This window comes from Xenorhabdus sp. PB61.4 (assembly GCF_963894935.1).
Lineage (GTDB): Bacteria > Pseudomonadota > Gammaproteobacteria > Enterobacterales > Enterobacteriaceae > Xenorhabdus > Xenorhabdus stockiae.
In genome coordinates, this window is the sequence record NZ_CAWQJR010000193.1 from 1 (window position 1) to 25,841 (window position 25,841).

The window sequence follows — 25,841 nt, forward strand, 5'->3', positions numbered from 1 at the left end:
GGGTTTTTGGGTTCGGCAACGTCAAAGCACAGGCAAAACCGGCTTGCAATACCTTGAGTACACAGGGAAAATCGGTGTTCGCCGGTCAACGTTGCACAGGAATGTGTTGTTGTGGAGAATAACTTTTTGGCGCCAACTAAGAGCGATGCTTTGGGTAAGGCACTGGATGATCAAAAGGCAGGTAAAAACCTGGTACAAGCCTCAAAAGATATCGTCAGGCTGACTAACGAAGACAAAGCCAGCAATGTGCTGTTAGAACAATACCGCAATGGTCAGTTAAACGATGGAGAGAAACAGCAGTTAGCAACCTTGCTCGACCAATACGGTTTTGAATTACAAACAGAATATGGCTTCACACGCATGGAAGCAGCCAATGCTATTCAGACATTGGTGAAGGGAGGTGCTTTTGTTGCGACAGCAGCAGATGCGAAAGCGTATAACGACGCACTGAGTTACCTGAAGATGTATAGTATCCAATCAGGGCAGGCGATCATTGGCGCAGATGCCCTGATGGTATTGCCCGGTAACCCTGGCCTGTTAGCCCGTGGTACCTTGATGGCAGGTGGCGCACATCAAGCCGGTACGGGTATCGGTCAGATGATTGATGGCCAGTATGTCGAGGGTGTTACTAATGTGGGACTGGGGTCTCTAGCTATCTTTGGTGGAGCGTCGGCGAATAAAGTGGTGACTCAGCCAACAAAAGGCATTGTTTCACCTGATAAGCTGGTCACTCAGGAAAGTAGCCGGGTTTTGGATAGAAGGGTAGATGCGCAGCATCAGTTGGATAACTTTGCAAAATCTTTTGCTGACCGTAAGTATAAACCCGCTACTGCTATTGCGGCTGTCGATCCATTAACAGGAAGAATATCTACCGCATCTAATGGTGCTGTACCATCAGTGATTGCTCCTGAACTATTGGAGTATGCGCAGAAGCTAGGTGGGTTAGGTGTTAAAACTGCATGCGGGAATACACTGGGACGTTGCGCAGAATTTAGAGCTGCTAATGAGCTCATGCTGTCAAATCCTAATTTAAAAGTTAAAGATATACAATTTACACCAGCGGTTCGTCCTAGAACTGGCGAAGTTGTTCCCCGCTGTGACAATTGTACAAACATGTTTGGTGCTGAATAATGATGTATATGGATGAAGAGTTTTTAGAATCTAATGACCTAGATTGGTTCTCTTCTTATGAAGATGGGTCAATAGCTCACTTTGCTACAGGTGGATGTTGTCTGGTTCCAGAGAAAATAAGGGAGTCAATAGATAATTATGAAGTTATTTATGACTATTTTTATTCATTAAATGTATTATCAGAAATAGAAATTATTGAAGAAAATCTACCGCAATTTTCAGATGAAACTCAACGTACACGCTATTTACGGTCATTTATCGAAATGTCTTCAAAAGGTGTTTTTAGTTATGATTATAGGATTGGTGAAGGGTACAAATTAATATCAAAGCCTAAAAATGGTCTGAAATACGGTATGTTACCTGATTTTGTTAAGCAGATATTATACATATTTCCTTGTGATATATTGCCAGAAGCAAAACTAATCACATCGATAATCTAAATAAATCCCGGCCTTGTGCCGGGATTTTCATTCTCAATATCAGTTATCCTGAACGAGCCGGATAATCAACTGCCCCCGTTCAACGGTGATATTCACCGCCTGACCGGTGGTGAATCCGGCCTCTTCCAGCCAGTTGCCTTTAAGGTGCAGGCTGGGATGCTGGCTGTAATAGCGGGTTTTGCCTGTATTACGGTCTTCATGGCGGGTGCGGTTATAGCCCACCTTATAGTTGCGCCGGGCTTTTGAAATCTTCCAATCTGCATTACAATCGCGGTTAGCCATAGTTAACTACCTCATATAGTTGGTTGTGGTTAGCGGTTGTAGCAGGTTGCCGCCTGCTCCATCCGCGTTAAAAAATCCTTTCCCTTTTACCTGTCTTTTACTGTTGCGCCTGTGCAATCACCGCATCCAGCATCTCCGAAACCAGCTTCTGCTTAGCGCGGGGCAGCTGGCTGATAATCTGTATCTGTTGCTCAAGCCGTGAGGCGGGTCCCCGTTTACGGGGGATCGCGTCTACCTCTTCGCCGAACAGCTCTTCCAGTGAAACAGAAAGTAATTTTGCTATCTCAGGCAAGACAGAAATCTGGATCCGTCTTCTGCCTGCTTCCCATGACTGAACAGCTTGCTGAGACACGTTCAGTGCCTGAGCCAGTTGCGCTTGTGTGAGTCCGGCGTGTTTACGCAGAGCAGAAATCCGCTGACCTAACGTCATCATAAATACCTGTTCTTCACTACTGATAGAGGCGGCCATAGTCGATGTTACCGATGTAAAAAGTGACTGAATGACCCTAATCTACTACATGTTTTACATCTTACTGTTGTAAATACTACCAGCTGTGGTATATGATTGTCGAGTTATTTTTATCCAAACCCTATTGACAGGTTTTTACAGGAGGTAACTCATGGCGCGTGTTCCCGATACTGATTTAGCGCAGTTAAAACAAACCGTCTCGTTGCTGGGATTAGCTCGTCAGCAAGGCCGTCCGGTGAAAAAGCGCGGGGCGGATTATGTGCTGCGCTGTCCGTTTCATGACGAGAAAACGCCGTCAATGGTGATCTCACCTGCCAAGAACCTGTATCACTGCTTTGGCTGTGGTGCAGCGGGGTCGGTGCTGGACTGGATCATGCAAACGGAAGGCGTGAACCTGAAAACAGGCATCAAACGGTTGCGTGAGCTGGCAGGGCTGCCTGAAAGGGATAATGCCCAGTTCACTTCTTCTTTAGCCGCCCAAACTGACTCACCGCCAACCCCGTCGCCGCGCCAGAAACTGGCCGATCTGGATGATGACGGGCAGGTGCTGCTGCATCAGGTGATCGATTTTTATCACCAGAATCTGCTGGCTTCACCGGAAGCGGCGGAATGGCTGGCACGGCGCGGGCTGAATCATCCTGAACTGGTGAGCCATTTTAAGTTGGGGTATGCGGGCAATCACGGGATCAGTGGATCAGCCGGGTTACTGCCGTCCAAAAGCAGCAAGGAAGGCCAGCACCTGCGCGAGAAACTGGCAGGGCTGGGTGTGTTGCGTGCCAGCACACGGCAGGATCACTTCCGGGGCTGTGTGGTGGTGCCAGTGATCGGCTGGGCAGAATCCGTTCATGTGGCGAGCCGGGGGCGGGTGTTACAGCTTTATGGCCGCCGGACGCAGCCGGATTACAAGGTACTGAAAGACAGCCCGAAGCATCTGTACCTGCCGTCACCACTGGCCGGAGTCTGGAACGAATCGGCGATGCAGGCCTCCAGTGAAATTATCCTGTGCGAAGCGCTGATCGATGCCATGACGTTCTGGTGTGCCGGGTTCCGCCATGTGATCGCGGCCTACGGTGTGAACGGGTTTAACCGTGATCACCTTGAAGCGCTGCAATATCACGGGGTGAAGCGGGTGCTGATCGCCTTTGACCGTGATGAAGCCGGGGATCGTGGTGCAGCCAGTGTTGCTGCTGATTTGCTGGAGTCGGGCATTGAAGCGTGGCGCGTACAGTTCCCGGCGGGTATGGATGCGAATGATTACGCTATCAAAAGCGGCAACGCGGAACATGCGTTGGGTCTGGCCTTGCAACAAGCGGTCTGGCTGGGTCAGGGATCGGCACCGGGGGCGGTGTTCAGCCATGAATTGCCCGTGACTTCTGATGTGACGGAAAAGCCACAAAATGCCGATGTTGCTAAACCGGCTTCTTTAGCTGCTCAGTCAGAGCTGCTCGTTGCACAAGTGCCCTGTGAGCGCACGGCATCCGGTGAGTTACTGATGAAAAGTGGTCCACGCGTCTGGCGGGTACGGGGCATGAAAAAATCCCCGGTGCCCGATGTGATGAAAGTCAATGTGCAGGTACGCGATGACACCAGCGGTCTGTTCCATGTCGATACGCTGGATATGTATCACGCCCGTTCCCGGCAGAACTATATCGGCACCGCCGCGGCAGAGCTGGAATGTGAGCCTTCGGTCATCAAACGCGAAGCCGGGCGGCTGTTGTTGATGCTGGAGCAACAACAGGATGCACAACAGCACGCTGATGCTTCATCGTCCGGCTCAACGGCGGTCACGGTCAGCGCGGACGATGAAGCCGATGCCCTGAACTTGCTGACATCACCGAACCTGACTGAGCAGATTATCAGCGATATGGCGGCCTGTGGTGTGGTGGGTGAATCCACCAATCTGCTGACCGGGTATCTGGCGGCGGTCTCCCGAAAGTTAGACAGGCCGCTGGCGGTGCTGATACAGAGCAGCTCGGCGGCAGGAAAATCCTCGCTGATGGATGCGGTGCTGAACCTGATGCCGGAAGAAGAGCGTATCCAGTACTCGGCGATGACCGGGCAGAGCCTGTATTACCTCGGCGAAACCAGCCTGCAACATAAGATACTGGCGATTGCCGAAGAAGAGGGCGTACGGCAGGCGGCGTATGCACTGAAGCTGTTGCAGTCCGACGGGGAGCTGAAAATCGCCTCGACAGGCAAGAACGAACAGAGCGGCGAACTGGTGACGCGGGAATACAAGGTACAAGGCCCGGTGATGCTGATGTTGACCACGACCGCCATCGATGTGGATGAAGAGCTGCTGAACCGCTGTCTGGTGCTGACGGTCAATGAATCCCGCGAGCAAACCCAAGCCATCCACGCGATGCAGCGCCACCGCCAGACACTGGCAGGCCTGCTGGCTGACAGCGAGAAGGGGTATCTGACCCAACTGCATCAAAACGCCCAGCGACTGCTCAGGCCGCTGAAAGTGGTGAATCCGTATGCCCATCAACTGACGTTCCTGTCAGACAAAACCCGGATGCGGCGCGACCATATGAAATACCTCACTTTAATCCAAGCCATCGCGCTGCTGCACCAATACCAGCGGGACATCAAGCAAACCACGCATCGCGGGCAGGTGATTGAATATCTTGAAGTGACCAAAGACGACATTGCATTAGCGAATCAGCTTGCTCATGAAGTGCTGGGGCGCACGCTGGATGAAATGCCGCCACAGACACGCAAGCTGTTGCTGCTGATACAGGGCATGGTGAACGAACAAGCGCAAATCCGGCACTGTCAGCCGAACGAAATCCGCTTTACCCGGCGGGATATCCGCGCCTTTACCCACTGGACAGATAATCAACTGAAAGTGCACTGTCTGCGGCTGGCTGAGATGGAATACCTGTTACCGCATGGCGGCAGCCGGGGACACCTGTTGCAGTACGAACTGCTCTGGGATGGCGCTGACAACGGTTCAGCCCACCTGTGCGGTCTGCTGGATGTGAACGAAACTACCGAAGAAACCCCGGGCAGCGAAGGCAAGTTGGATCTAAAACCAAGTAAGTTGGCCTCAAGTTGCGGCCAAGTTGGGGCTAAGTTGGAGGCGGAAAACACTGCATTAAGCCAGACACAACAAGGGTTAGTGTCTTCGCAAGTTGGACTTGATGAAAAGACAGTAATCAGGGATAAAAATAAAAACGTGTCATCGCCCGCTGCCCGTACTCAAACAGAATCGGAGGTGGATCATGGCGAACCGTAAACCGCGCAAGGGCAGCCTGCTGACCGTGGATGAAGTATACAGAAAGCCCGTCGGTCCGGCGCACGACCCCAAGAGCCTGTATGCCCTGCTGTTGCGCTTCGTAGCCTGGCGGCAGGCGCGGAACTGGTCAGACACCACGCTGAAAGTGCAGACCCACCATACCTACCACTTTATCCTGTGGGCAACGGAACGCGGTCTGTACTACGCAGTGGATATCACGAAGCCGATACTGGAACGCTACCAGCGGCACCTGTTCCTGTACCGTAAAACGAATGGTGAACCGCTGAGCGTCCGTACCCAACGCACGCAGTTACAGCCGTTACAGGTCTGGTTTAAATGGCTGGCGAGACAGAACCTGATACTGGCAAACCCGGCGGCGGATCTGGAACTGCCGAGGCAGGAAAAGCATCTGCCGCGTTATATCCTGACCATTGAGGAAACCGAGCAGATACTGGCACAGCCGGATCTTGATACTTTGCAGGGCATCCGTGACCGGACCTTAATGGAGCTGTTGTGGTCTACCGGCATGCGGCGCGGTGAAGTGGTCAGGCTGGATGTGTACAGTGTGGACGCGTCGAGAAAAACGATCACCATCAGACAGGCCAAAGGCAACAAAGACCGGGTATTGCCTGTCGGCGAAAGGGCACTGGGCTGGTTGTTATATTATCAACGTGAGGTGCGGCCGCAACTGATTGTCAATCCTGAGGTGAAAGCGCTGTTCGTGGCGATGGACGGGCTGGACGGCTTACAGGCCAACGGCATCAGTAACCTGGTCACCGGATACATTAATGCCGTGGGTATTGAGAAAAAGGGCGCATGTCACCTGTTCCGCCATGCGATGGCCACGCAAATGCTGGAGAACGGTGCCGATCTGCGCTGGATACAAGCCATGCTAGGCCATGCTAGTGTAGAATCGACGCAAGTTTATACGCAGGTGTCGATCCGGGCGTTGCAGGCAGTTCATGCCAGTACGCATCCCGCTGAGCAGTCAGAAAATGAAGACGTTGGCTTATTGGCTGGTCGATATGACAAAGATCATGCTGACACCGACACAGCACCGGAAAATCCGAAGCCGACCCAATGATACTGAGCCAGCGGACAGTCTGCTCGTCCCCGTTAAGTTCGCGGGGAACGGTGTCGGGGCAGACCGTGGCCGGACTGCCCGTTGGCCTCAGCGTCTGCGGGGGTACGTGGGCAATGGGCGGCCTGCGCAGTCGTGTCCCCAATCAGTCCGTGCAGGCCGCCCAAAGCCCACTCAACATAATGTGGGGGAATTATACGCCACTCACCGGGCAGCCTCCGCTGCCTAAATCAACACCGTGCAGCGGCTCGCAGCGTATAATTTACATTATGTCTAGCGCCCCCGCTGGTCAGCATCGCGGGGTGCCGCCGCACAAGGCTGCGCCTTCTGCTCTGACCTGCTGAGCCGATCCCTGCCAAAAACCGCGCCGAACCGGAACACCGAGCCAGCGTCCAACATCGGACCAGCTTCTTCTTTAGCTGTCTTGCAACCATCCAGCAAACAACCCGGTAGGCAGGTCGGCCTGCGGCCTCCGTTAATTTACCTCCCCCGCCCCAACCCTGCTGCACTGGCTGCGCCCGGCTCGCAGTCGCTGTGCTCCTTGCTCGTTACCGTGCTCGCCATCTCCGCCCCGTGCAGCCCCCGCAGGGGGCTTCCCTTGAGCAAAACGCAACCCGCAAAACCGTGTCAATCCTGAGCTTCAGTGCCTGAGAGCGTCGCAATGCGCCGCTTGCGGGTTCTTTGCCACCCGCACCCGCAGAACGTGCGCCCGCCGCCCAGACAAGCTGGGCGACGTTCGCCCGTTGCCGAAAAGGGGACTAAACTCACGTGTTATTATCGGGCAAAACCGCCGTTCAGGGGCAAAAAGTGCGTCAGGGGTTTTTGGGTTCGGCAACGTCAAAGCACAGGCAAAACCGGCTTGCAATACCTTGAGTACACAGGGAAAATCGGTGTTCGCCGGTCAACGTTGCACAGGAATGTGTTGTTATTGAGAATAACTTCCTGGGGGATATCTCACGTGACGCACTGGAGAAAGACCGAGATGCGAGGCGTGAGGGTAAATATACCAAGGCTCAGTTAGAGGAACTTCGCGCACTTGAAGAGCGTGACCAACGCAATGACGCTTTGCTGGCGCAGTACCGGAAAGATCCATCATCATTGACGCCGGAACAACAACGTGTGTTCCAGCAAGAGTTGCAACGGTATGTGTATGAAAATACCCAACTGTATGGTGCAGACAAAGCGCAGCAGTTGGTTACTACGTTGCTGAAAGACGGCGATTCACCACTTATCCCAGGTAAGGGTTACCCGTATGCGGGTACAGACGAGGCGAAAAATGCCTGGGCTGACCGTGAAAGACGGAAAGTGTATGAAGAGAAGGGGTTATGGGCAGCGGCAAATTGGACTCGTACCCAGACCCCAGAAGAGCAGATATATAATGAGTCAGGCCGTGATTTAAATACGCTAAATTATCATAGAAATCTTGCCGATGTTGGTGATCCGGCCATGCCGGTTTTACCGGGTGGTGTTGGGAATGTCGCCCGCCTTGGAACAGGTTTGGCTGGTGCCTATGAAGTAGGCAAAGGCGTACGTCAGGTTACAGATGGTAATCTCTGGGAGGGAGCAGGACAAATCGTTGAAGGTGCCTTGATGACCACGGGTAGTACGTGGGCTAGCAAGAGTGTGAAACCTCGCTTGGCCAATCTAGGTGGTGAAGTCAGAGCAGTGGCACCAGTGGTGGGTAAAGTGGCCACCGTATTTGGTGATGGTACAGGTAAAATGATGCTGACAACCGGCACGATAGGGGCAGGAGCGAATGCTAGCATTCAGTATTTGACTACAGGTGAGATCAATCCAATTGATGTGGGATTTGCCTTTGGGACGGGTGCCCTTACTGCCTATACAGGATTTTGGGGCACCGTCGGCTGGAATGCGGGTATGGGTGGTGCTGCCAGTGCGGTGAAAGGAGATGACCTGTCCACTATTGGCCTGAATATGTTCAGTGCAGGAACGGGAGCTGGTTTGGGGTATGGTACCGGTCAAGCTCTTAGCAAAGGCATTAATCAATACGGATTATGGAGAACTGGAGGCTGGGATCCGAAATATAATCCTAAGCTGCAAGGAAGCGCCATAAACGGTCAATTAGGACTTTGGAAAGATATGAAGCCAAGTGTGCTTCCTGGGTTGGGAGGTAATGCAGGGTCTGCCATCACAACTGAGTACACAAACTCAAAGGTTCAAGAAGGAATTAAACATATTAAGGAGAAAATAGATGAACCGAAAAAGTAGGCAACTGGAGTTTTTTTTAGTGTCAACACTTATGTGTATTACAGGAATATTTGTTTTGACATTATTCATCATGTTTATTGTTAATTTTGGAGTTTGGCTTTTTATCAGTGGAGAATTTCTTCTGTCATTTGAAGACGTAAAGAAAGCTTTCAAGATAGGTGTCTTGGTCGGTCCATTAATTAGTGTAGGTGAATGGTGGACACGTCATCGTAAATAGTATTAATCCCGGCCAATGAGCCGGGATCTTCCTTTTTAGCCGTCAGTTGTTCTCAATCAGCCGGATAGGATATGGAGTGGGAGCAAAAACAACTAAATATTTAGATGGTAAAGTTAACCCTTGGTCGGATGGTTTTAAAGAAAGGTATAGTGTAATTAATCCTTCTATATCAGCACCACCGTTAGTATCTCCATATCCTGGTATTGTGGGTAGTTTTTTGGGTGCAGGAGGAGCAGAGCTTACTAACAAGTATGTTACCGAGGCGAATAATTCATCAACTGAAGTGAAGAAAACTGATAAGGCGAATGACTCATCGATTGAGGTGATGAAATGAAAATATTAAAATAACGCGATGCTCGGCTTTTATGGTGAGTTGAAATGACATAGCCGCTCCTTTATAACTTTAAGTCGCCAAAAATAGAGAAATAAAGGAACAAAAGGCTATGTCACAGCAAGATTTTATGATTTGGGTGTTTTGTTGGGTAGATGACAATTTAACGCAGTTACAGCAAGGTAGGCGATTCAGAAGCCGGGGATATCCGCCTAAACTGAGCGATGCAGAAGCCATCACGATGGAAGTGGTGGGTGAATTTTTAGGATTTTCAACAGATAAAGGCATTTGGACGTACTTTAATCGCCACTGGCGCGAGTGGTTTCCGGGGCTGGGTTCACGCGCCAATTTCGCTAAACAGATTGCGAATCTTTGGGCTGTTAAACAACAATTGCAAGCAAAGCTGGCGAGGTTATTGGGCGCGCTCGACAGGCCGGTCCATATTATCGACGGATTTCCGCTGCCCGTTTGTGGATTCAAAAGAGCAAAAGGCTGTGCCAACTTCAAAGGACAAGCCGATTATGGGTACTGTGCCGCCAAAAACGAAACTTACTACGGCTTTAAAGGACATCTCATGATAGACGAAATCGGCGTGGTAACCGGGTTTACACTAACGCCCGCCAATGTCAGTGAGCGTGAAGCCACCTGGGATGTGATCGGCTCGATAAAAGGCTGTTTGCTGGGTGATAAAGGGTATTTAGGCATTGAATTTAAACAGGAGATGAAGGTGGAGGGTATTGAAATGATTACCCCGATGCGGGCCAATATGGATGATCCCCTCCCCAGAAAAACGAGAAGGGTCATTAACGCCAAACGCCGTTTAATTGAAACCGTGATTGGTCAACTCGCTGGACAATTTGCTATCGAGAAGTGCTGGGCGCGGGATTTGTGGCATTTGAGTAATCGAATTACCAGAAAACTGCTTTCTCACACGTTGGGTATTTTTGCCAATGTTAAACAAGGTAAAAGTCAACGCGACTGGCTTCAACAAGCCAACGTTATAGGATGTTAAAGTTGAGCATCGCGTTAAGTTAGTATCATAAGCCCACAAACCTGTGGGCTATTTTGCTACATAGTGCTGTTATAGTTATTGATTGTTTTGAGTTAAATTATTAACTTATTTTTTCACGAAATTTATATTAGTTACAATCATATAAGAACTGAAGTGGAGCATGATACTACTCATGGTTGGTAAGTGATAATTTGAGAGTATGCTGGATAGTATAATACCGCTTATAGGTATTGGAAAAAATTATTCCAATTTAGATATGATTTCTTTGTCTATTCAGCCCTTATTATTAATAATAAGGGCTGATTTCTGTCGGATTCAGTGTCAATGAGAAAATATTTCCCGCGCATTTACCTTATTATTCTGGCCATTTTACTTATTCTGCCAGCAACCTTATGGCTAGCCGACAAAATCTGGCCGTTACCACTGAAAAACGTCACCGCCGCACGCGTTGTGGTAGGAGCTGACGGTTCACCCTTATGGCGCTTTGCTGATACTGAAGGGATCTGGCGTTATCCAGTGACTCTAGAGCAGGTTTCTCCTGAATACATTCAAGCACTCTTAACCTATGAAGACCGTTGGTTTTACCAGCATCCGGGGGTGAATCCTCTCTCGTTGTTACGGGCAGCTTGGCAGGATATCCGGGCCGGTAAAATTGTATCAGGCGGAAGCACGATTTCTATGCAGGTTGCCCGTTTGATAGATCCTCATTCACGTACTTTTGGCGGCAAGTTCAAACAGCTTTGGCGTACTCTGCAATTAGAGTGGCACTATTCGAAAGACGAGATTCTGGAGATGTATCTGAACCGGGCACCATTTGGCGGCACTTTGCAGGGCATCGGTGCGGCAAGCTGGGCTTATCTGGGAAAGTCACCGTCAGATTTGTCATCCGGTGAAGCGGCATTATTGGCAGTGTTACCACAGGCTCCAAGCCGTTTAAGGCCGGATCGCTATCCTGAGCGGGCTCAGGTTGCCCGTGACAAGGTATTGCAGCGATTGAAGCAATATAGAGTTTGGTCAGCAGAAAAAGTGGCAGATATTGAGGAGGAAAATCTGTGGTTGGCTCCTCGTCAGGTTCCTCAACTTGCCCCGTTGCTGGCAAGGAGAATGGCACACAATAATCAGCAGGAAATCATTCGAACTACTATTGATACCGGCTTGCAGCGCCAACTGGAAGATATGGTGCTTAACTGGAAATATCAGTTAGCGGAAAAAACATCAATTGGTGTGCTGGTGGTCGATCATACTGATATGACAGTGAAGGCTTATATTGGCTCGGCTGATTTTCAGGATAATAGCCGTTTTGGTCATGTTGATATGGTCAGTGCATGGCGTTCTCCGGGGTCGACATTAAAGCCTTTTCTGTATGCAATGGCGCTGGATGATGGCCTTATTCATGCGGAATCTCTTTTACAGGATGTTCCCCGCCTTTTCGATAATTATCGGCCGGGAAATTTTGATAGTGGGTTTAATGGCCCGGTCAGCGCCAGTGAGGCACTGACTCGTTCACTAAATTTGCCGGTAGTACAGCTTCTTGAAGCCTATGGCGCGAAACGGTTTACTGCCAATTTGCGTAATGCAGGCATGACGCTGCGTTTCCCTCTGGGAAGTGAGCCGAATCTGGCGCTGATTCTGGGGGGAACTTCAGTTCGTATGGATCAGCTGGTTTCTGTTTATAGTGCGTTTGCACGTCAGGGGAAAGTCTCTCCGTTACGCTTTACTTCACAGCAGGAACTGCGGGACAGACAGCTTTTTACTCCGGGAGCAGGCTGGATTGTCAGGCGGATTATGGCAGGGGAAAGCCGCCCGTTGCCGGATAATGTCTTACCTGCCGAAGTGCCACTGGCATGGAAAACAGGCACCAGTTATGGTTATCGAGACGCATGGGCAATCGGTTTAAATGCCCGCTATACCATCGGTGTCTGGGTCGGTAGGCCGGACGGGACACCTGTAGCAGGGCAGTCTGGTTATGCGACTGCAATTCCTATCATGAACCAGATTCATGGATTATTGATGGCTGATCTGCACTATGGTTCGCAACCTATTCCTGTTGATCCGCGGCCGGAGAATGTTAGTCAGGCAGTTATTTGCTGGCCGAGTGGTACGGCATTCCGGTCGGAAGATAACAACTGCCGTCAGCGCCGTTTGAGCTGGATTCTGGATAACACTATCCCGCCGACACTGTCATCTACGGGGCAGGAATCGATTTCGGGTATCAATGAACAGATATGGGTCGATAAAAACGGTTTGCGTGTTGCTGCCGATTGCCCTGATGCCCGACCTGAAACAATCTCTTTATGGCCGATTGCACTGGAAGCATGGCTACCAGAGAAAGAGCGCCGTGTGAATCGGCTACCTCCAATTAATCCTCAATGCCCGCCAATGAAAACAGATGACGCACCGTTATTGATTACCGGTATCCGAGAAGGGGATGTTCTGACTCGCTTGCCCGGTCAACGGACGTTGGATCTGCGGGTAGCAACACAGGGTGGTCAGGGACAGCAATGGTGGTTTTTGAATGGTGAGCAGGTTACCGTGACTGAAAATAACCAGTCGTGGACGAAAACATTGTCACAGTCAGGAAAATATCAGCTTAGTGTTTTAGATCTGAGTGGGCAAATCAGCAAAATTAATTTTGTATTAAAATGATCCGGTTACTATTTGTGGTGTAGGTCAAAAATTTTGTCATAAACAAAAAATTAATTGTATTTTTTGTTTTAAAGTAAACTTATTGCTGTTCTGTTCGGAATATATTGATCTTTTAAGATGTTGAGTCAGTAAGTTGCAATTTATTTAATAGCTGTATGTTAATTCAACCAGTGAGGAAATAAAGATGAAAGTTGTTTCATATGCTTTGTTGCTGGGTTTATTTTATGTACCAGTTTCTTTAGCAGATACATCAGCAAAAGATATTGATAATAAAATAGTCATTAAAGAAGTGGTTAATCAGGGCGCATTGAAAAAATGCACACATTTATTACCTGAAGGACATAAATATACCATTAGCATTATCGGCACTTCTGATAAGACAACAAAAGACAGTAATGAACAGTTTAAAGGACAATTTGAAGTTTCTGATGAAACTAAAAAACCACTGGATGAGAAAAGACAAGAGCAGGTTAAGCCTTTTATTCAGTGTGTGAAAGATACGGTTTTGTAACTGAAGTTGTTTAAATAATGATATAACACGCGAAGTCAATGATCTTGGTCAGAATGCCTATGCGGGAAATTATCGCCTGCATAGGCATTATTTTATAAAATGAATCAATAAGACAGTGCATATTGATAGAAAAGTAAGATATCTGAAATAGGAGTTAGTGCTGAAAATGTGTTTAACTCGTATCGTCTTTAATTGGTTTGTACTGCAAAAATGTGATTTGTGCTAAAAAATTATCATTTTCGCTAAGAATGTTTTAATAAAATGTTGTGTTTTTTGTAGGCAAGCCGAAAGTCTCCTCCTATAATCAACGCCTATTTTTATTCCTGTCAGGAAAACAGGATAAATTCTGTCCTTCTGAGTTATCAGGGGGAATATAAAATTAAAATGAATCATCGCTGAAAGTGCCAAAGGGGTTATCCAATGACGATTGAACGTACTTTTTCCATTATTAAACCTAATGCTGTGAAGAAAGATGTTATCGGTTCCATCTATGCTCGTTTTGAAAGTGCCGGTTTTAAAATCATCGCTGCTAAAATGCTGCATTTAACTCGTGAACAAGCTGAAGGTTTTTATGCCGAGCACAAAGGCCGCCCTTTCTTTGATGGTCTGGTAGAGTTCATGACATCTGGCCCAATCATGGTACAGGTTCTGGAAGGTGAAAATGCAGTTCAGCGTCACCGTGATCTGATGGGTGCAACTAACCCGGACAACGCGCTGGCTGGTACTCTGCGTGCTGATTATGCCGACAGTTTTACTGAAAATGCGGTACACGGTTCAGATTCCATTGAATCTGCAAACCGTGAAATTGCTTACTTCTTCAGTGATGATGAAGTTTTCTCTCGCAGCTAATATTCAATAAGTTTCGAGCTGCTTCAAAAAGACGACCTGAAAGATGGTCGGGATGTTTAGTTCTCGTAGCATCTGAACAGTAAAGTTTGTACAATGTCGCGCCCCGCTGATTTGATTTAGCGGGGCGTTTATTATTTCATTTCAATAAACGATTAACGCTGGATATGTTTTCGCAAAAGAGAACATGTATTGCATTATGTTTATTGAATATGGAGTCTGTTTACTGAATCAGTAGTCACCGCATGAAAACTTAGTGCTGAAATACAATCAGCACAGAGCCGAAAGTGTAACAACGAGGCGATGTAACAATATGTCCCAGACAATGTCCCAACCCAATACAGCCGAACAATGTTCAACTTCTGCCACTTCTTTCACACCTGATAAGACTTTTACGCGGGATAAGACAAGCGGCAAAATTAATCTGCTTGATCTCAACCGCAAACAAATGCGTCAGTTTTTCATTGAAATGGGGGAAAAACCTTTTCGTGCCGATCAGGTCATGAAATGGATGTACCACTATTGCTATGATGACTTTGAGCAAATGACTGACATTAATAAAGTGCTCAGGGCAAAACTACAACAGGTTGCTGAAATCAGAGCACCTGAAGTTGCAGAAGAACAGCGTTCTTCGGATGGTACTATCAAGTGGGCAATTACTGTTGGCGATCAACAGGTCGAAACAGTTTATATTCCGGAAGATGACCGTGCGACACTGTGTGTCTCATCTCAGGTAGGGTGCGCTTTAGAATGTAAGTTTTGCTCTACTGCCCAGCAGGGGTTTAACCGCAACCTGCGGGTTTCTGAAATTATTGGTCAGGTCTGGCGTGCCGCTAAAATTATTGGCTCGCTGAAATCCAGTGGTCGCCGTCCAATTACCAATGTGGTGATGATGGGCATGGGTGAGCCGTTGCTGAACCTGAACAATGTGGTGCCGGCCATGGAAATCATGATGGATGATTTTGGATTTGGCCTGTCAAAACGTCGCGTAACCCTGTCAACATCCGGCGTAGTGCCTGCACTGGATAAACTGGGTGATATGATCGACGTCGCTCTGGCAATTTCTCTCCATGCACCCACTGACGATATCCGTGATGAAATTGTACCGATTAACCGTAAGTACAATATCGAAGAGTTTCTGGCTGGTGTCCGCCGCTATCTGACGAAGTCGAATGCTAATCAGGGGCGGGTCACTGTAGAGTATGTGATGCTCGATCACGTTAATGACAGTGTGGAACAGGCTCACCAATTAGCAGAATGTCTGAAAGATACACCAAGTAAAATCAACCTGATCCCCTGGAACCCGTTCCCCGGAGCACCTTACGGGCGCAGCTCCAACAGCCGGATTGACCGTTTCTCCAAGGTACTGATGGGATATGGCTTTACTACCATCGTGCGTAAAACCAGAGGTGATGATATCGATGCTGCCTGTGGACAGCTGGCTGGCGAGGTTATCGACAGAACCAAGCGGACCATGAGAAAACGTCTGGCAGGTGAACCTATTCAGGTAAAAACAGTCTAATTTTTTGCTCAATTCTTGTAATTGGCTAAAAATCTGGCGAAGTTTGACATATCCTTATAAATGAAAATGATATGATACGGAAATCAATAATTTGGTCTATAGTTTGTTTGAGTCTGGTGGCTGGTTGTGCGGAGCATCCTCAGAACCGGGCTCATCATGCTGTTGCAGTAGATACCCGATTACAGTTAGGGAAAGCATATCTGGCAGAACGTAATTTATCGGCTGCCAGATTTCATTTTCAGAAAGTTTTACTGGCTGAACCCCGTCATCCGCAAGCTCATTTGGGGATGGCGCTGCATGAACAATATGCGGGTCAGCCTGAATCCGCCGACCGTCACTACAGAATGGCAATGCAGTACGGAGCAGGAGATGATACTGTAATAGGTCATTATTACGTTTTTCTCTGTGAACAAAGACGGTATAAAGAAGCTAAAAATTTGGTCTCGGACAATTTGGTCACAGATAATTTGGTTATAAAGAGTAACACCGGCTTCTATACCCATTGCGGTGAATAACTGCAATTAGTAGGAGTTGTGATAAATGATTGCCTACGTTTTATGCAGTATGAAATGATTTCGCTACACAAGTTAAATTGTGTCTGATAGTCAATTAACTTGTGTGAATATTTTAACCTGAACAGTACCAGTGTCCTTAGATAATGAAGACTGAAACTCATCCAGAAGAAGCTAATCTGACAACGGGTCAGATCTTGCGTCAAGCTCGTGAAAAACATGAGCTTTCTCAGCAGACTGTGGCAGATCGCTTGTGTCTTAAAGTGTCCACTGTTCGTGATATTGAAGAAGATAACGTTCCTGACAATATCGTACCCACATTTTTTCGCGGTTATATCCGTGCTTATGCGAAACTTGTTCAGGTGCCTGAGTCTGAGATCTTAGCCAAGATCGATGTACAGATGCAGCATAAGGCAGTAAAAACATCTCAGATGCAGAGCTTTTCTGCCCAAAAAATACGTAAGAAACGTGATGGCTGGCTGATGAAATTCACATGGCTTGTCATTATTGTGTTATTGGGCATGACGGGTGTGTGGTGGTGGCAGAATTATAATGTTCAGCAAAAAGAGTTGGTTTCAATGGCTGAACAGTCTGATATACAGGACCAAAAGTCTGCCAGTGAACTGACTGATACTCAATCTGTGACAGCCAGTTCCACCCTAAATACGACAGAAGTGCAATCTGGTACAGCTCAAACAGAGAAAAATGTACAAGTACCATTAAATAGTGCCGCTACAGACAGTAAGGTGCCATTATCTTCCGGCGCTCCTTCATCAACTCAGACTGACTCAGTGCCACAGTCGGGTAGCCAGCCGCTGACAGCTTCTGGTAATACTGCCTCCACAGGTGTTTCTCCTGTAAATCAGGAAGCAGAGAATTCAGTTACAACGAATATCACGCCAGACGCTGTGTCATCAACGAATCCTGTATCAACAACCCCCTTATCAACAACTGAAAATCAGTCCAGTGTCGCGAACAGCAATGAACTGGTATTTAATTTCAAAGGCAGATGCTGGCTGGAAATTAAAGATGCCAACGGTAAGAAACTGTTTAGTGGTACCAAAAGTAAGGGCGATAGCCTGAAATTATCAGGTGCTTTACCTTATTCACTTAATATCGGGGCACCTGCTCAGGTTGAGGTAGAGTTTCAGGGAAAACGTGTGAATATGGATGCGTTTATTAAGAAAGGCACCAATGCCAGACTGTCACTGCCATAAGCGGATTTATGGTTTTGACACGTTTACTGGGCACATACTTTGAGACGAATGTTGAGCTGGGGTTCAGGTTCGTCTATGTGTATTATTCACCACAGCATAGTTGTAATTTTTATAAATAAAATACAGGGATGTAGGGGAGTAATGTAAAAATGCATAATGAATCACCGATAACAAGACGTAAATCCACACGTATCTATGTCGGTAATGTACCTATTGGAGATAATGCACCTATTGCGGTGCAGTCAATGACGAACACACGGACAACAGATGTTGAAGCGACTGTTAATCAGATAAAATCGCTGGAGCGTGTAGGTGTTGATATTGTCCGTGTTTCGGTGCCAACCATGGATGCGGCGGAAGCCTTTAAACTCATCAAGCAGCAAGTCAATGTCCCGTTAGTTGCCGATATCCATTTTGATTATCGTATCGCATTAAAAGTTGCCGAATACGGTGTTGACTGTTTGCGTATTAATCCCGGAAATATTGGTAATGAAGAGCGGATCCGTCAGGTTGTAGATTGCGCCCGTCATCATAATATACCAATCCGTATTGGGGTGAATGGCGGCTCTTTGGAAAAAGATTTACAGGAAAAATACGGAGAACCGACACCAGAAGCATTGGTGGAATCGGCTATGCGTCATGTGGATATTCTTGACCGCCTTAACTTTGATCAGTTCAAGGTTAGTGTTAAAGCATCTGACGTCTTTCTTGCTGTAGGTGCCTATCGTTTGCTGGCGCAGAAAATTGATCAGCCGCTGCATTTAGGCATTACCGAAGCAGGCGGTGCCCGTGCTGGTGCGGTGAAATCTTCGATCGGTTTAGGAATGCTGTTATCTGAAGGTATTGGGGATACTTTGCGTATCTCTCTGGCGGCAGATCCGGTAGAAGAGGTTAAAGTTGGCTTCGATATTCTGAAAGCACTGCGCATTCGTTCAAGAGGTATCAATTTCATTGCCTGCCCGACCTGCTCACGTCAGGAATTTGACGTTATCGGTACAGTCAATGCGCTTGAACAACGTCTTGAAGATTTGATCACGCCGATGGATGTTTCCATCATCGGCTGTGTTGTCAATGGTCCCGGAGAAGCTGAAGTTTCTACATTGGGCGTGACCGGCGCAAAAACAAAAAGTGGTTTTTATGAAGATGGCGTCCGTCAGAAAGTACGTCTCGATAATAATGATTTGATTGACCAGCTTGAAGCGAAAATCCGGGCCAAGGCTGCGATCCTTGATGCCAGTAAACGGATCAGTATCAATCAGCTCGAAAAGTAAAATTCAATACCGGTTCATGTTATTTGAGTCGGTATTATTTTGTTTGCTGATTGAACCTTGAGAATATTCGCTTTTATAATCGACTCTATTGTAAAAATATTAATAAGAGATAAAACATGGCAAAAAACATTTCGGCTATTCGTGGCATGAACGACTGCCTTCCTGCTGAAACAGCGATTTGGCAACGTGTTGAGTCTACAATAAAACGTGTGCTGGCTGGTTATGGCTTCAGTGAAATCAGAACACCGGTTGTAGAGCAGACCCCGTTATTCAAGCGAGCTATCGGGGAAGTGACTGATGTGGTCGAAAAAGAAATGTATACATTTAATGACCGCAACGGAGAAAGCCTGACCCTGCGCCCGGAAAACACTGCTGGTTGTGTTCGTGCCGGTATCGAACATGGTCTGCTGTACAATCAGGAACAGCGTTTATGGTACATCGGCCAGATGTTCCGTTATGAGCGCCCGCAAAAAGGCCGTTATCGTCAGTTTCATCAATTGGGTGCTGAGGTGTTTGGTCTTCAGGGGCCGGATATTGATGCTGAAATGATCCTGATGACTGCACGCTGGTGGCGGGAGTTGGGTATTGCTGAGCATGTGACACTAGAGTTGAATTCCATCGGTTCTCTGGAAGCGCGGGCAAACTATCGTGATGCTTTGGTTGCCTTCCTCGAACAGCATAAAGATAAATTGGACGAAGATTGTCTGCGTCGCATGTATACTAACCCATTGCGCGTACTGGATTCTAAAAATCCGGAGGTTCAGGCACTTCTTAACGATGCCCCGGCTCTGTTTGATTATCTTGATGCAGAGTCAAAAGAACACTTTGACGGCCTGTGCCGGAATCTGGATGCTGCGGGTATTCAATATCGTATTAACCAGCGTCTGGTACGCGGTCTTGACTATTATAACCGCACAGTATTTGAATGGGTCACTTCTGCTTTGGGTGCGCAGGGTACGGTCTGTGCCGGTGGGCGTTATGATGGTCTGGTTGAGCAACTGGGTGGGAAATCAACACCTGCGGTCGGCTTTGCCATGGGTATGGAACGCATGATCCTGTTGGTTCAGGAAGTGAACCCCGAATTTGTTGCCGATCTCACGGTTGCAGATGTTTACCTTTCTTCCTTCGGGGAAGGCAGTCAACAGGCAGCACTGATTCTGGCAGAGAAAATCCGTGATGAATTACCGGAATTACGCCTGATGACCAATCACGGTGGCGGTAACTTTAAGAAACAACTGGGGCGTGCAGGTAAGCACGGTGCCAAAATTGCCCTGCTCTTAGGGGAAGATGAAATTAGTACAGGTAATGTCACCGTGAAAGATTTACGAAATGGTGAGCAACAAACATTACCACAACAAACGATCGCAGCACGTTTGAGCGAACTGTTAGGCTAAGGAGAGACTCTGTGGAAGTCTATACCACTGAAACTGAACAAGTTGATGCAATAAAGCGTTTTTTCGTTAACAACGGCAAATATATTGCTGTTGGCTTAGTACTGGGGATTGGGGCAATTGTTGGCTGGCGTTACTGGCAATCTCATCAAACAAATCAGTTACAAGATACTGCAACAGCATTTGAGCAAATGAACCAGTCATTGGCATCAGGTTCGAAAGAAGGTATCTCGGCCGCAGAGAAATTCGCTAACGAAACGAATAATATCTACGGTGTGATGGCAGATATGGAACTGGCAAAACATGTGGCTGATAAGAATGATCTGGCACAGGCAGAGAAATATTTACTGACTGCTTCAGGTAAAGCTAAAGATCAGGATATACAGGCTTTGTCAGATATTCGTCTGGCCCGCATTCAGTTAGCCGAAGATAAAACTGATGCAGCATTAAAAACGCTGGAGCAGGTAAAAAGCAAAGGATGGCAAGTCATCACTGAGGATATCCGGGGTGATATTCTGGCGAAGAAAGGCGATATAGCAGGTGCGCGTGAAGCATACTCCAGAGGGTTGGAATCTCAGGGAGCTCAGGCTTTGAAAGAGAGAATGCAAGTTAAACTAGATAATTTATCCAACTAAGGGAGCCAACTCTAATGCAACTGCGTAAAACACTTCTGGTTGGGCTGGTTGCTTCTGTTCTGCTGGCGGGTTGCTCAAATGAACAGGATACGGTCATAATGTCTCCGCTGCCAAAGGTTGAAAACCAATTCAATCCTCATGTGGTGTGGGATAAGTCAGTTGGAAGTGGAGTTGGTCATTACTACTCTCACTTATCACCTGCATGGCAAGGCTCTGCTGTTTATGTTGCCGATCGTAATGGTATTATCAAAGCATTTGATATAGATAGCGGCAAAGAGTTGTGGTCTACCGATCTGTCAGAGAAAACAGGCTTTCTGTCGTCACGTTTGCCTGCGTTATTGTCCGGTGGTTTGACGGTATCAGGTGATCGTCTGTATGTTGGCACAGAGAAAGCCAAAGTTATCGCATTAGATGCGACAACCGGCAAAGTTGAGTGGGAAACTCAGGTTGCTGGTGAAGCGTTATCCCGTCCGGTGTTAAGTGATAGCCTTATCCTGATTCATACCGGCAATGGGATGTTACAGGCATTGAATGAAAATGATGGCTCTATCGCCTGGTCCATCAATATGGATACGCCGCCATTGTCTGTCCGTGGCGAATCAGCACCCGCTGTGGCATATGGCGCTGCGGTTGTCGGTGGTGATAATGGCCGTGTTAGTGCTGTTCTGCTTTCACAGGGGCAACTTATTTGGCAACAGCGTATCTCTCAGGTCACTGGTGCAACGGAAATTGATCGTCTGAATGATGTTGATATGACACCGGTCATTTCTGATAATGTCATTTATGCCATTGCCTATAATGGCAATCTGGTTGCAATGGATATGCGCTCTGGTCAGATAATCTGGAAACGTGATCTTGGTTCCGTCAATGATATGGTTGTGACTGACAACAATATTTTTGTTGTAGATCAGGATGATCGTATTTTATCCCTGCGTAAAAGTGATGGGGTAACCATTTGGTCCCAGAACGATTTGTTGCACCGTAATCTGACTGCACCGGAAATGTATAACGGCTATCTGGTTGTGGGTGATGGAGAAGGTTATCTGCACTGGCTGAATATGGAAGATGGTCAGTTTATGGCTCAGCATAAGGTTGATAGCTCAGGCTTATTAAGCCGTCCGGTTATCGCCAGTGATAAACTGATGGTGCAGGCAAGGAATGGTAAAGTTTACCTGTATACGCGCTGATATACAGTAAATGTTTTAATGCGTTTTATCCGAACACGGCTCCTGTAATGACAGGAGCCGTGTCGTCTTTTTAGTATCTTGCAGTTATGAGAAGAAGATTTTGTTGTGAACGAACTTCAAGCGCCTCTTTTTTTGCGGGATATCGATTTACATTTAGTCATGAGGCATCAAAAATGATACCTGTCGTTGCGCTGGTTGGGCGCCCCAATGTCGGAAAGTCTACTTTATTTAACCGCTTAACCCGTACCAGAGATGCATTGGTTGCGGATTTCCCCGGTTTAACCCGCGACCGTAAATATGGACGTGCGGAAGTTGAAGGGAAAGAATTTATTATCGTTGATACCGGTGGTATTGACGGAACAGAAGAGGGCGTAGAAACACATATGGCTACGCAATCTTTGATGGCAATCGATGAAGCAGACATTGTCCTGTTTATGGTTGATGCCAGATCCGGGCTGATGCCTGCGGATCACGCGATTGCAAAGCATTTGCGCAGCCGTGAAAAGTCGACGTTTTTAGTCGCGAATAAGACTGACGGTATCGATATTGATACATCTGTTGCTGAATTTTATTCTCTGGGATTGGGGGATATACATTCTATCGCTGCTTCTCATGGGCGTGGCGTGACACAATTGATTGAGCATGCATTGTTGCCTTTCTATGCAGATGAGGAAGGTGCAGAGGAAATTGAATTAACGGAAGAAGAAGCTAACGCTGCTTACTGGGCTGAGTTAGAACAGGCTGAACAAGACGCTGTCGAAGAAGCTGAGCAGGAAGATGATTTCGATCCGACAACACTGCCATTGAAGTTAGCGATCGTCGGGCGTCCAAATGTGGGTAAGTCCACACTGACTAACCGTATTTTGGGTGAAGAGCGTGTTGTTGTCTTCGATATGCCGGGTACAACTCGTGACAGCATCTATATTCCGATGGAGCGTGATGGTCGTGAATATGTGCTGATTGACACAGCAGGAGTTCGTAAGCGTGGCAAGGTGACAGAAACGGTCGAGAAATTCTCCGTTATCAAAACACTTCAGGCAATTGAAGATGCGAACGTCGTTATGCTGGTGGTTGATGCCCGTGAAGGTATTTCAGATCAGGATCTTTCCCTGTTGGGCTTTATTCTTAACAGCGGTCGCTCCTTAGTCATCGCGGTGAATAAATGGGATGGCATGACTCAGGAAGATCGTGATCATGTTAAGGATATGCTGGACTTACGTCTGGGGTTTGTTGATTTTGCCCGTGTCCACTTTATTTCTGCTTTGCATGGCAGCGGAGTAGGGAATCTGTTTGATTCGATTCTGGAAGCTTATGAAAGTGCGACCCGTCGTGTCAATACGTCCATGCTTACCCGTATTATGCGTATGGCTGAAGATGATCATCAGCCACCAATAATACGCGGGCGCAGGGTTAAAATGAAATATGCTCATGCCGGAGGGTATAATCCGCCAATCGTTGTTATTCACGGAAATCAGGTAACAGGCTTGCCTGATTCGTATAAACGTTACTTAATGAATTATTTCCGCCGCTCTTTAAAAGTGATGGGTACACCTATTCGTATTCAGTTTAAAGAAGGGGCTAACCCGTATGCGGGTAAAAAAAATACATTAACGGCAACACAGTTGCGTAAACGTAAGCGTTTGATGGAACATTTGAAAAAGCGTTAATTAAGCAAAAAAATAAAGAGCTATTTATAGCTCTTTATTTTTGTTTAAGACGATTAACCATTCTGATGAATAATTAAATTGATTATCTTCTGGGTTATACTTTTTAACATCGAATGATTAATTACTTTTTTCTTTATCAATTTTGGTTATATCTTTTTTTTGTAACGGAGAATTTTGGGCGGATTTTTTCATTAACTTATTAACATCACTTAATGTTTTTAGCACATATTCCTTATCTTTCTCATCACAGTGCTTTGCAATATACTCCAGCAAATGGGGCGGGACTATACAGCGTTGATTTGTTGTGTTGCACATAATATACCCAATTTGTTAGTGTGTGAGCCTGGTATCTATATAATATCCTCCGTTTTTCAAGTACCTCTTTGCTGGCTACACTCACGCACCCCAGTCATCGTTTTTATAAATATACGATGCGCTATAATCCCAGAGATTAATGAGCGGCTTTTGTGTTCCATCGGAAACCAGCCTTTATCATTCCTTTGTCGCCGTAATGCACATTGAAACCCGTTGGATATAACTTACCTTGCTAGTCTAAATGTTAGTCAAAATAATTAAATCAGTCACTACTAAAAATGTAAATTTTTTTATTCATTTATTTTGTTAATTATATATGTAATAAGCAGATAAATTTTCAGAACCATAGCTGATCTTATATCATTGGGAATTCATGTGGTTGACGAATTTAATTAAAATGAAACTGATCTGATTAGAAAAAATCATAGCCTGATAAAAAAGAATATAGAAATAAATATGACGATAACAACAGGGGTTTTCCTAACCCCTGTGCCAAAAATATTATTTTATCGTCAGCGCAGGACACCCACTTGATGCCATGCATCAGTGACAAAATTTGAAACACTTTTACCAAAGAGTTTGCAGGCATTACTTACCGTTAATTTAGCAAAATCATCAAAATTTGCTTTGTTAGACAGATTATTATCTGTCAAAGTGCTGTACCAGATTTTACCTGCTTGCTCCCATGAATATCCTCCTAAAGCCGTTGCTAACAGATAGAATGCTCTATTTGGAATGCCTGAATATTTATGAATTCCACCGTTGTCATTTGAAAAGGGAAGATCTTCATACTGATCCATATGACCTATTTGGTCATCATCTGAATACGCAGCTCCCGGATCCTTAAACGAACGCAGGGCAAGATTTGGATCATTATTAGGGTTCATTTTTGGCCCGAAGATCCCCTGACCAATCAGCCAGTCAGATTCGCCTGCTTTCTGATTATTCGAAAATTGTTTCACCATAATACCGAATACATCTGAAATAGACTCGTTGAGAGCACCTGCTTGATAGGCATAGTCCAGATTTGCTTCATATTGAGTGACACCGTGTGTCATTTCATGGGCTGTAACATCAATACAGGATGTGAAGCGATTAAGATACGACTTCATACCATCACCAAAAACCATCTGGTTGTCTGCCCAAAACGCATTTGCATAATTTTCAAGGTAATGTACTGTAGCGACTAACTTAAGTCCTTTATTATCAATTGAGTTACGGCCAAAAATTTCTTTATAGAATTGATAAGTTATACCAAGATGTTGATAGGCTTCATCAACACAAATATCCTTACTTTCAGAAGCGCCTTCAGTCCGTACTGTTTTTGTACCTGGATACTTATCTGTATTTTCGGCATCATATATTATTCTATCCAGATTCTCATCATCTCCTGGATTATATATTAGTGATGAACTTCCCATGCCAGCATAATAATTCATTAAATTATAAGTATGATTTAAAGCTTTTAATATTGGAGCTTTATCATTTTCATCGCAACTTTTAATAATATATTCGAATAAATTTGGAGGAATAATGTTGTGTATCGTATTTTTGTACATAGTGATACCCCGATTTATTTTTGAATGCTGTGTATTTTTTTGGGATCCCAATTAAATTATTAGCCTAAGTTACAAGGTTTTCTACTAATTAAATGCTTTTTTCCTATTTTGTTTTTATTAATCTATAAA

The 25,841-nt window shown here is 46.4% G+C and carries 26 protein-coding genes; 20 read left to right on the top strand and 6 right to left on the bottom strand.

From position 1 onward, the window contains the following. Positions 1-126 precede the first annotated feature (126 nt). The gene (locus AACX68_RS16370; RefSeq protein ID WP_228859831.1) at positions 127-1,131 is read left to right on the top strand and encodes a hypothetical protein; all 1,005 of its coding nucleotides are present in this window, start codon (positions 127-129) and stop codon (positions 1,129-1,131) included. Then, the gene (locus tag AACX68_RS16375) at positions 1,131-1,571 is read left to right on the top strand and encodes a hypothetical protein (protein ID WP_228859832.1); all 441 of its coding nucleotides are present in this window, start codon (positions 1,131-1,133) and stop codon (positions 1,569-1,571) included. The genes AACX68_RS16370 and AACX68_RS16375 overlap by 1 nt, the downstream gene beginning before the upstream one ends. A 39-nt stretch (positions 1,572-1,610) precedes the next feature. Here AACX68_RS16375 and AACX68_RS16380 read toward each other — a convergent pair whose 3' ends face one another. Next, positions 1,611-1,853, bottom strand: a complete 243-nt coding sequence (locus AACX68_RS16380) for a SymE family type I addiction module toxin (protein ID WP_228859833.1) — start codon at positions 1,851-1,853, stop codon at positions 1,611-1,613. A gap of 97 nt (positions 1,854-1,950) precedes the next feature. Continuing rightward, a complete protein-coding gene (locus tag AACX68_RS16385; RefSeq protein WP_228859834.1) occupies positions 1,951-2,322 on the bottom strand; it encodes a helix-turn-helix transcriptional regulator in 372 nt (123 codons plus the stop codon). 151 nt (positions 2,323-2,473) lie between these two features. Between AACX68_RS16385 and AACX68_RS16390 the strand changes: the two genes are divergently transcribed. Genes AACX68_RS16390 through AACX68_RS16400 form a run of 3 tightly spaced genes read left to right on the top strand, consistent with a single transcriptional unit; the run spans position 2,474 to position 6,873 of the window. After that, positions 2,474-5,563 carry a CHC2 zinc finger domain-containing protein gene (locus AACX68_RS16390; protein ID WP_228859835.1) on the top strand — a complete coding sequence of 1,030 codons (3,090 nt, stop codon included), beginning with the start codon at positions 2,474-2,476 and terminating at the stop codon, positions 5,561-5,563. Further along, on the top strand, positions 5,550-6,647 hold the full coding sequence (xerC, locus tag AACX68_RS16395; protein ID WP_228859836.1) for a site-specific tyrosine recombinase XerC: 1,098 nt from the start codon (positions 5,550-5,552) through the stop codon (positions 6,645-6,647). The genes AACX68_RS16390 and xerC overlap by 14 nt, the downstream gene beginning before the upstream one ends. Beyond that, a complete protein-coding gene (locus tag AACX68_RS16400; protein ID WP_228859837.1) occupies positions 6,589-6,873 on the top strand; it encodes a hypothetical protein in 285 nt (94 codons plus the stop codon). Before xerC ends, AACX68_RS16400 begins: the two co-directional genes overlap by 59 nt. A gap of 246 nt (positions 6,874-7,119) precedes the next feature. On the opposite strand, the gene AACX68_RS16405 is transcribed toward AACX68_RS16400, so the two are convergent. Both AACX68_RS16405 and AACX68_RS16410 read right to left on the bottom strand, forming a co-directional pair. Further along, positions 7,120-7,275: a hypothetical protein gene (locus tag AACX68_RS16405; RefSeq protein ID WP_228859838.1), complete on the bottom strand. Its 156-nt coding sequence runs from the start codon at positions 7,273-7,275 to the stop codon at positions 7,120-7,122. Beyond that, complete coding sequence (locus AACX68_RS16410) at positions 7,272-7,412, bottom strand: hypothetical protein (RefSeq protein WP_228859839.1); 141 nt, start codon at positions 7,410-7,412, stop codon at positions 7,272-7,274. Before AACX68_RS16410 ends, AACX68_RS16405 begins: the two co-directional genes overlap by 4 nt. 351 nt (positions 7,413-7,763) lie before the next feature. Here AACX68_RS16410 and AACX68_RS16415 point away from each other — a divergent pair, with 351 nt between their 5' ends. From AACX68_RS16415 to der, 15 genes are all read left to right on the top strand, one after another. Next, entirely contained in the window at positions 7,764-8,873 is a 1,110-nt protein-coding gene (locus AACX68_RS16415) for a hypothetical protein (protein WP_228859840.1), read from the top strand. Continuing rightward, on the top strand, positions 8,857-9,090 hold the full coding sequence (locus tag AACX68_RS16420) for a hypothetical protein (RefSeq protein ID WP_228859841.1): 234 nt from the start codon (positions 8,857-8,859) through the stop codon (positions 9,088-9,090). Before AACX68_RS16415 ends, AACX68_RS16420 begins: the two co-directional genes overlap by 17 nt. A gap of 76 nt (positions 9,091-9,166) precedes the next feature. Continuing rightward, positions 9,167-9,424, top strand: a complete 258-nt coding sequence (locus AACX68_RS16425) for a hypothetical protein (RefSeq protein ID WP_228859842.1) — start codon at positions 9,167-9,169, stop codon at positions 9,422-9,424. 109 nt (positions 9,425-9,533) lie between these two features. Further along, a complete protein-coding gene (locus AACX68_RS16430) occupies positions 9,534-10,433 on the top strand; it encodes an IS982 family transposase (RefSeq protein WP_228859843.1) in 900 nt (299 codons plus the stop codon). A 324-nt stretch (positions 10,434-10,757) separates the two neighbouring features. Beyond that, positions 10,758-13,079, top strand: coding sequence for a peptidoglycan glycosyltransferase PbpC (gene pbpC / locus AACX68_RS16435; RefSeq protein WP_228859844.1), 2,322 nt, complete (start codon positions 10,758-10,760; stop codon positions 13,077-13,079). A 184-nt stretch (positions 13,080-13,263) separates the two neighbouring features. After that, positions 13,264-13,590: a hypothetical protein gene (locus AACX68_RS16440; protein WP_228859845.1), complete on the top strand. Its 327-nt coding sequence runs from the start codon at positions 13,264-13,266 to the stop codon at positions 13,588-13,590. Between the two features lie 420 nt (positions 13,591-14,010). Further along, on the top strand, positions 14,011-14,439 hold the full coding sequence (gene ndk / locus AACX68_RS16445) for a nucleoside-diphosphate kinase (RefSeq protein WP_086956086.1): 429 nt from the start codon (positions 14,011-14,013) through the stop codon (positions 14,437-14,439). A gap of 322 nt (positions 14,440-14,761) precedes the next feature. Next, positions 14,762-15,958: a bifunctional tRNA (adenosine(37)-C2)-methyltransferase TrmG/ribosomal RNA large subunit methyltransferase RlmN gene (locus AACX68_RS16450; protein ID WP_099121952.1), complete on the top strand. Its 1,197-nt coding sequence runs from the start codon at positions 14,762-14,764 to the stop codon at positions 15,956-15,958. Between the two features lie 71 nt (positions 15,959-16,029). Then, positions 16,030-16,473, top strand: a complete 444-nt coding sequence (locus AACX68_RS16455) for a fimbrial assembly protein (RefSeq protein WP_228859846.1) — start codon at positions 16,030-16,032, stop codon at positions 16,471-16,473. Between the two features lie 143 nt (positions 16,474-16,616). After that, the gene (rodZ, locus tag AACX68_RS16460) at positions 16,617-17,687 is read left to right on the top strand and encodes a cytoskeleton protein RodZ (protein ID WP_228859847.1); all 1,071 of its coding nucleotides are present in this window, start codon (positions 16,617-16,619) and stop codon (positions 17,685-17,687) included. A 149-nt stretch (positions 17,688-17,836) separates the two neighbouring features. Beyond that, entirely contained in the window at positions 17,837-18,958 is a 1,122-nt protein-coding gene (gene ispG / locus AACX68_RS16465; RefSeq protein WP_228859848.1) for a flavodoxin-dependent (E)-4-hydroxy-3-methylbut-2-enyl-diphosphate synthase, read from the top strand. Positions 18,959-19,074: 116 nt separating this feature from the next. Beyond that, positions 19,075-20,352, top strand: coding sequence for a histidine--tRNA ligase (gene hisS / locus AACX68_RS16470; RefSeq protein WP_099121858.1), 1,278 nt, complete (start codon positions 19,075-19,077; stop codon positions 20,350-20,352). 11 nt (positions 20,353-20,363) lie between these two features. Beyond that, positions 20,364-20,984 (top strand): YfgM family protein, encoded by a 621-nt coding sequence (locus tag AACX68_RS16475; protein WP_228859849.1) that lies wholly within the window; start codon positions 20,364-20,366, stop codon positions 20,982-20,984. Between the two features lie 14 nt (positions 20,985-20,998). Continuing rightward, positions 20,999-22,171: an outer membrane protein assembly factor BamB gene (gene bamB / locus AACX68_RS16480; RefSeq protein ID WP_228859850.1), complete on the top strand. Its 1,173-nt coding sequence runs from the start codon at positions 20,999-21,001 to the stop codon at positions 22,169-22,171. Positions 22,172-22,344: 173 nt separating this feature from the next. Beyond that, entirely contained in the window at positions 22,345-23,838 is a 1,494-nt protein-coding gene (gene der, locus AACX68_RS16485) for a ribosome biogenesis GTPase Der (RefSeq protein ID WP_228859851.1), read from the top strand. A 117-nt stretch (positions 23,839-23,955) separates the two neighbouring features. On the opposite strand, the gene AACX68_RS16490 is transcribed toward der, so the two are convergent. Together AACX68_RS16490 and AACX68_RS16495 are read right to left on the bottom strand one after the other, a co-directional pair. Next, positions 23,956-24,153 carry a protealysin propeptide domain-containing protein gene (locus AACX68_RS16490; RefSeq protein WP_255705630.1) on the bottom strand — a complete coding sequence of 66 codons (198 nt, stop codon included), beginning with the start codon at positions 24,151-24,153 and terminating at the stop codon, positions 23,956-23,958. A gap of 512 nt (positions 24,154-24,665) precedes the next feature. Further along, complete coding sequence (locus AACX68_RS16495; RefSeq protein ID WP_228859852.1) at positions 24,666-25,712, bottom strand: M4 family metallopeptidase; 1,047 nt, start codon at positions 25,710-25,712, stop codon at positions 24,666-24,668. Positions 25,713-25,841: the final 129 nt, after the last annotated feature.

Bases quoted from the DNA above. Each gene is read 5' to 3' on its own strand.
- AACX68_RS16495 (WP_228859852.1), bottom strand. From the start codon at position 25,712: ATGTACAAAAATACGATACACAACATTATTCCTCCAAATTTATTCGAA.
- ispG (WP_228859848.1), top strand. From the start codon at position 17,837: ATGCATAATGAATCACCGATAACAAGACGTAAATCCACACGTATCTAT.
- AACX68_RS16385 (WP_228859834.1), bottom strand. From the start codon at position 2,322: ATGGCCGCCTCTATCAGTAGTGAAGAACAGGTATTTATGATGACGTTA.
- rodZ (WP_228859847.1), top strand. From the start codon at position 16,617: ATGAAGACTGAAACTCATCCAGAAGAAGCTAATCTGACAACGGGTCAG.
- bamB (WP_228859850.1), top strand. From the start codon at position 20,999: ATGCAACTGCGTAAAACACTTCTGGTTGGGCTGGTTGCTTCTGTTCTG.
- AACX68_RS16455 (WP_228859846.1), top strand. From the start codon at position 16,030: ATGATACGGAAATCAATAATTTGGTCTATAGTTTGTTTGAGTCTGGTG.
- ndk (WP_086956086.1), top strand. From the start codon at position 14,011: ATGACGATTGAACGTACTTTTTCCATTATTAAACCTAATGCTGTGAAG.
- AACX68_RS16375 (WP_228859832.1), top strand. From the start codon at position 1,131: ATGATGTATATGGATGAAGAGTTTTTAGAATCTAATGACCTAGATTGG.
- der (WP_228859851.1), top strand. From the start codon at position 22,345: ATGATACCTGTCGTTGCGCTGGTTGGGCGCCCCAATGTCGGAAAGTCT.
- AACX68_RS16430 (WP_228859843.1), top strand. From the start codon at position 9,534: ATGTCACAGCAAGATTTTATGATTTGGGTGTTTTGTTGGGTAGATGAC.
- pbpC (WP_228859844.1), top strand. From the start codon at position 10,758: ATGAGAAAATATTTCCCGCGCATTTACCTTATTATTCTGGCCATTTTA.
- xerC (WP_228859836.1), top strand. From the start codon at position 5,550: ATGGCGAACCGTAAACCGCGCAAGGGCAGCCTGCTGACCGTGGATGAA.
- AACX68_RS16450 (WP_099121952.1), top strand. From the start codon at position 14,762: ATGTCCCAACCCAATACAGCCGAACAATGTTCAACTTCTGCCACTTCT.
- AACX68_RS16380 (WP_228859833.1), bottom strand. From the start codon at position 1,853: ATGGCTAACCGCGATTGTAATGCAGATTGGAAGATTTCAAAAGCCCGG.
- hisS (WP_099121858.1), top strand. From the start codon at position 19,075: ATGGCAAAAAACATTTCGGCTATTCGTGGCATGAACGACTGCCTTCCT.
- AACX68_RS16390 (WP_228859835.1), top strand. From the start codon at position 2,474: ATGGCGCGTGTTCCCGATACTGATTTAGCGCAGTTAAAACAAACCGTC.
- AACX68_RS16440 (WP_228859845.1), top strand. From the start codon at position 13,264: ATGAAAGTTGTTTCATATGCTTTGTTGCTGGGTTTATTTTATGTACCA.
- AACX68_RS16490 (WP_255705630.1), bottom strand. From the start codon at position 24,153: ATGTGCAACACAACAAATCAACGCTGTATAGTCCCGCCCCATTTGCTG.
- AACX68_RS16400 (WP_228859837.1), top strand. From the start codon at position 6,589: ATGACAAAGATCATGCTGACACCGACACAGCACCGGAAAATCCGAAGC.
- AACX68_RS16420 (WP_228859841.1), top strand. From the start codon at position 8,857: ATGAACCGAAAAAGTAGGCAACTGGAGTTTTTTTTAGTGTCAACACTT.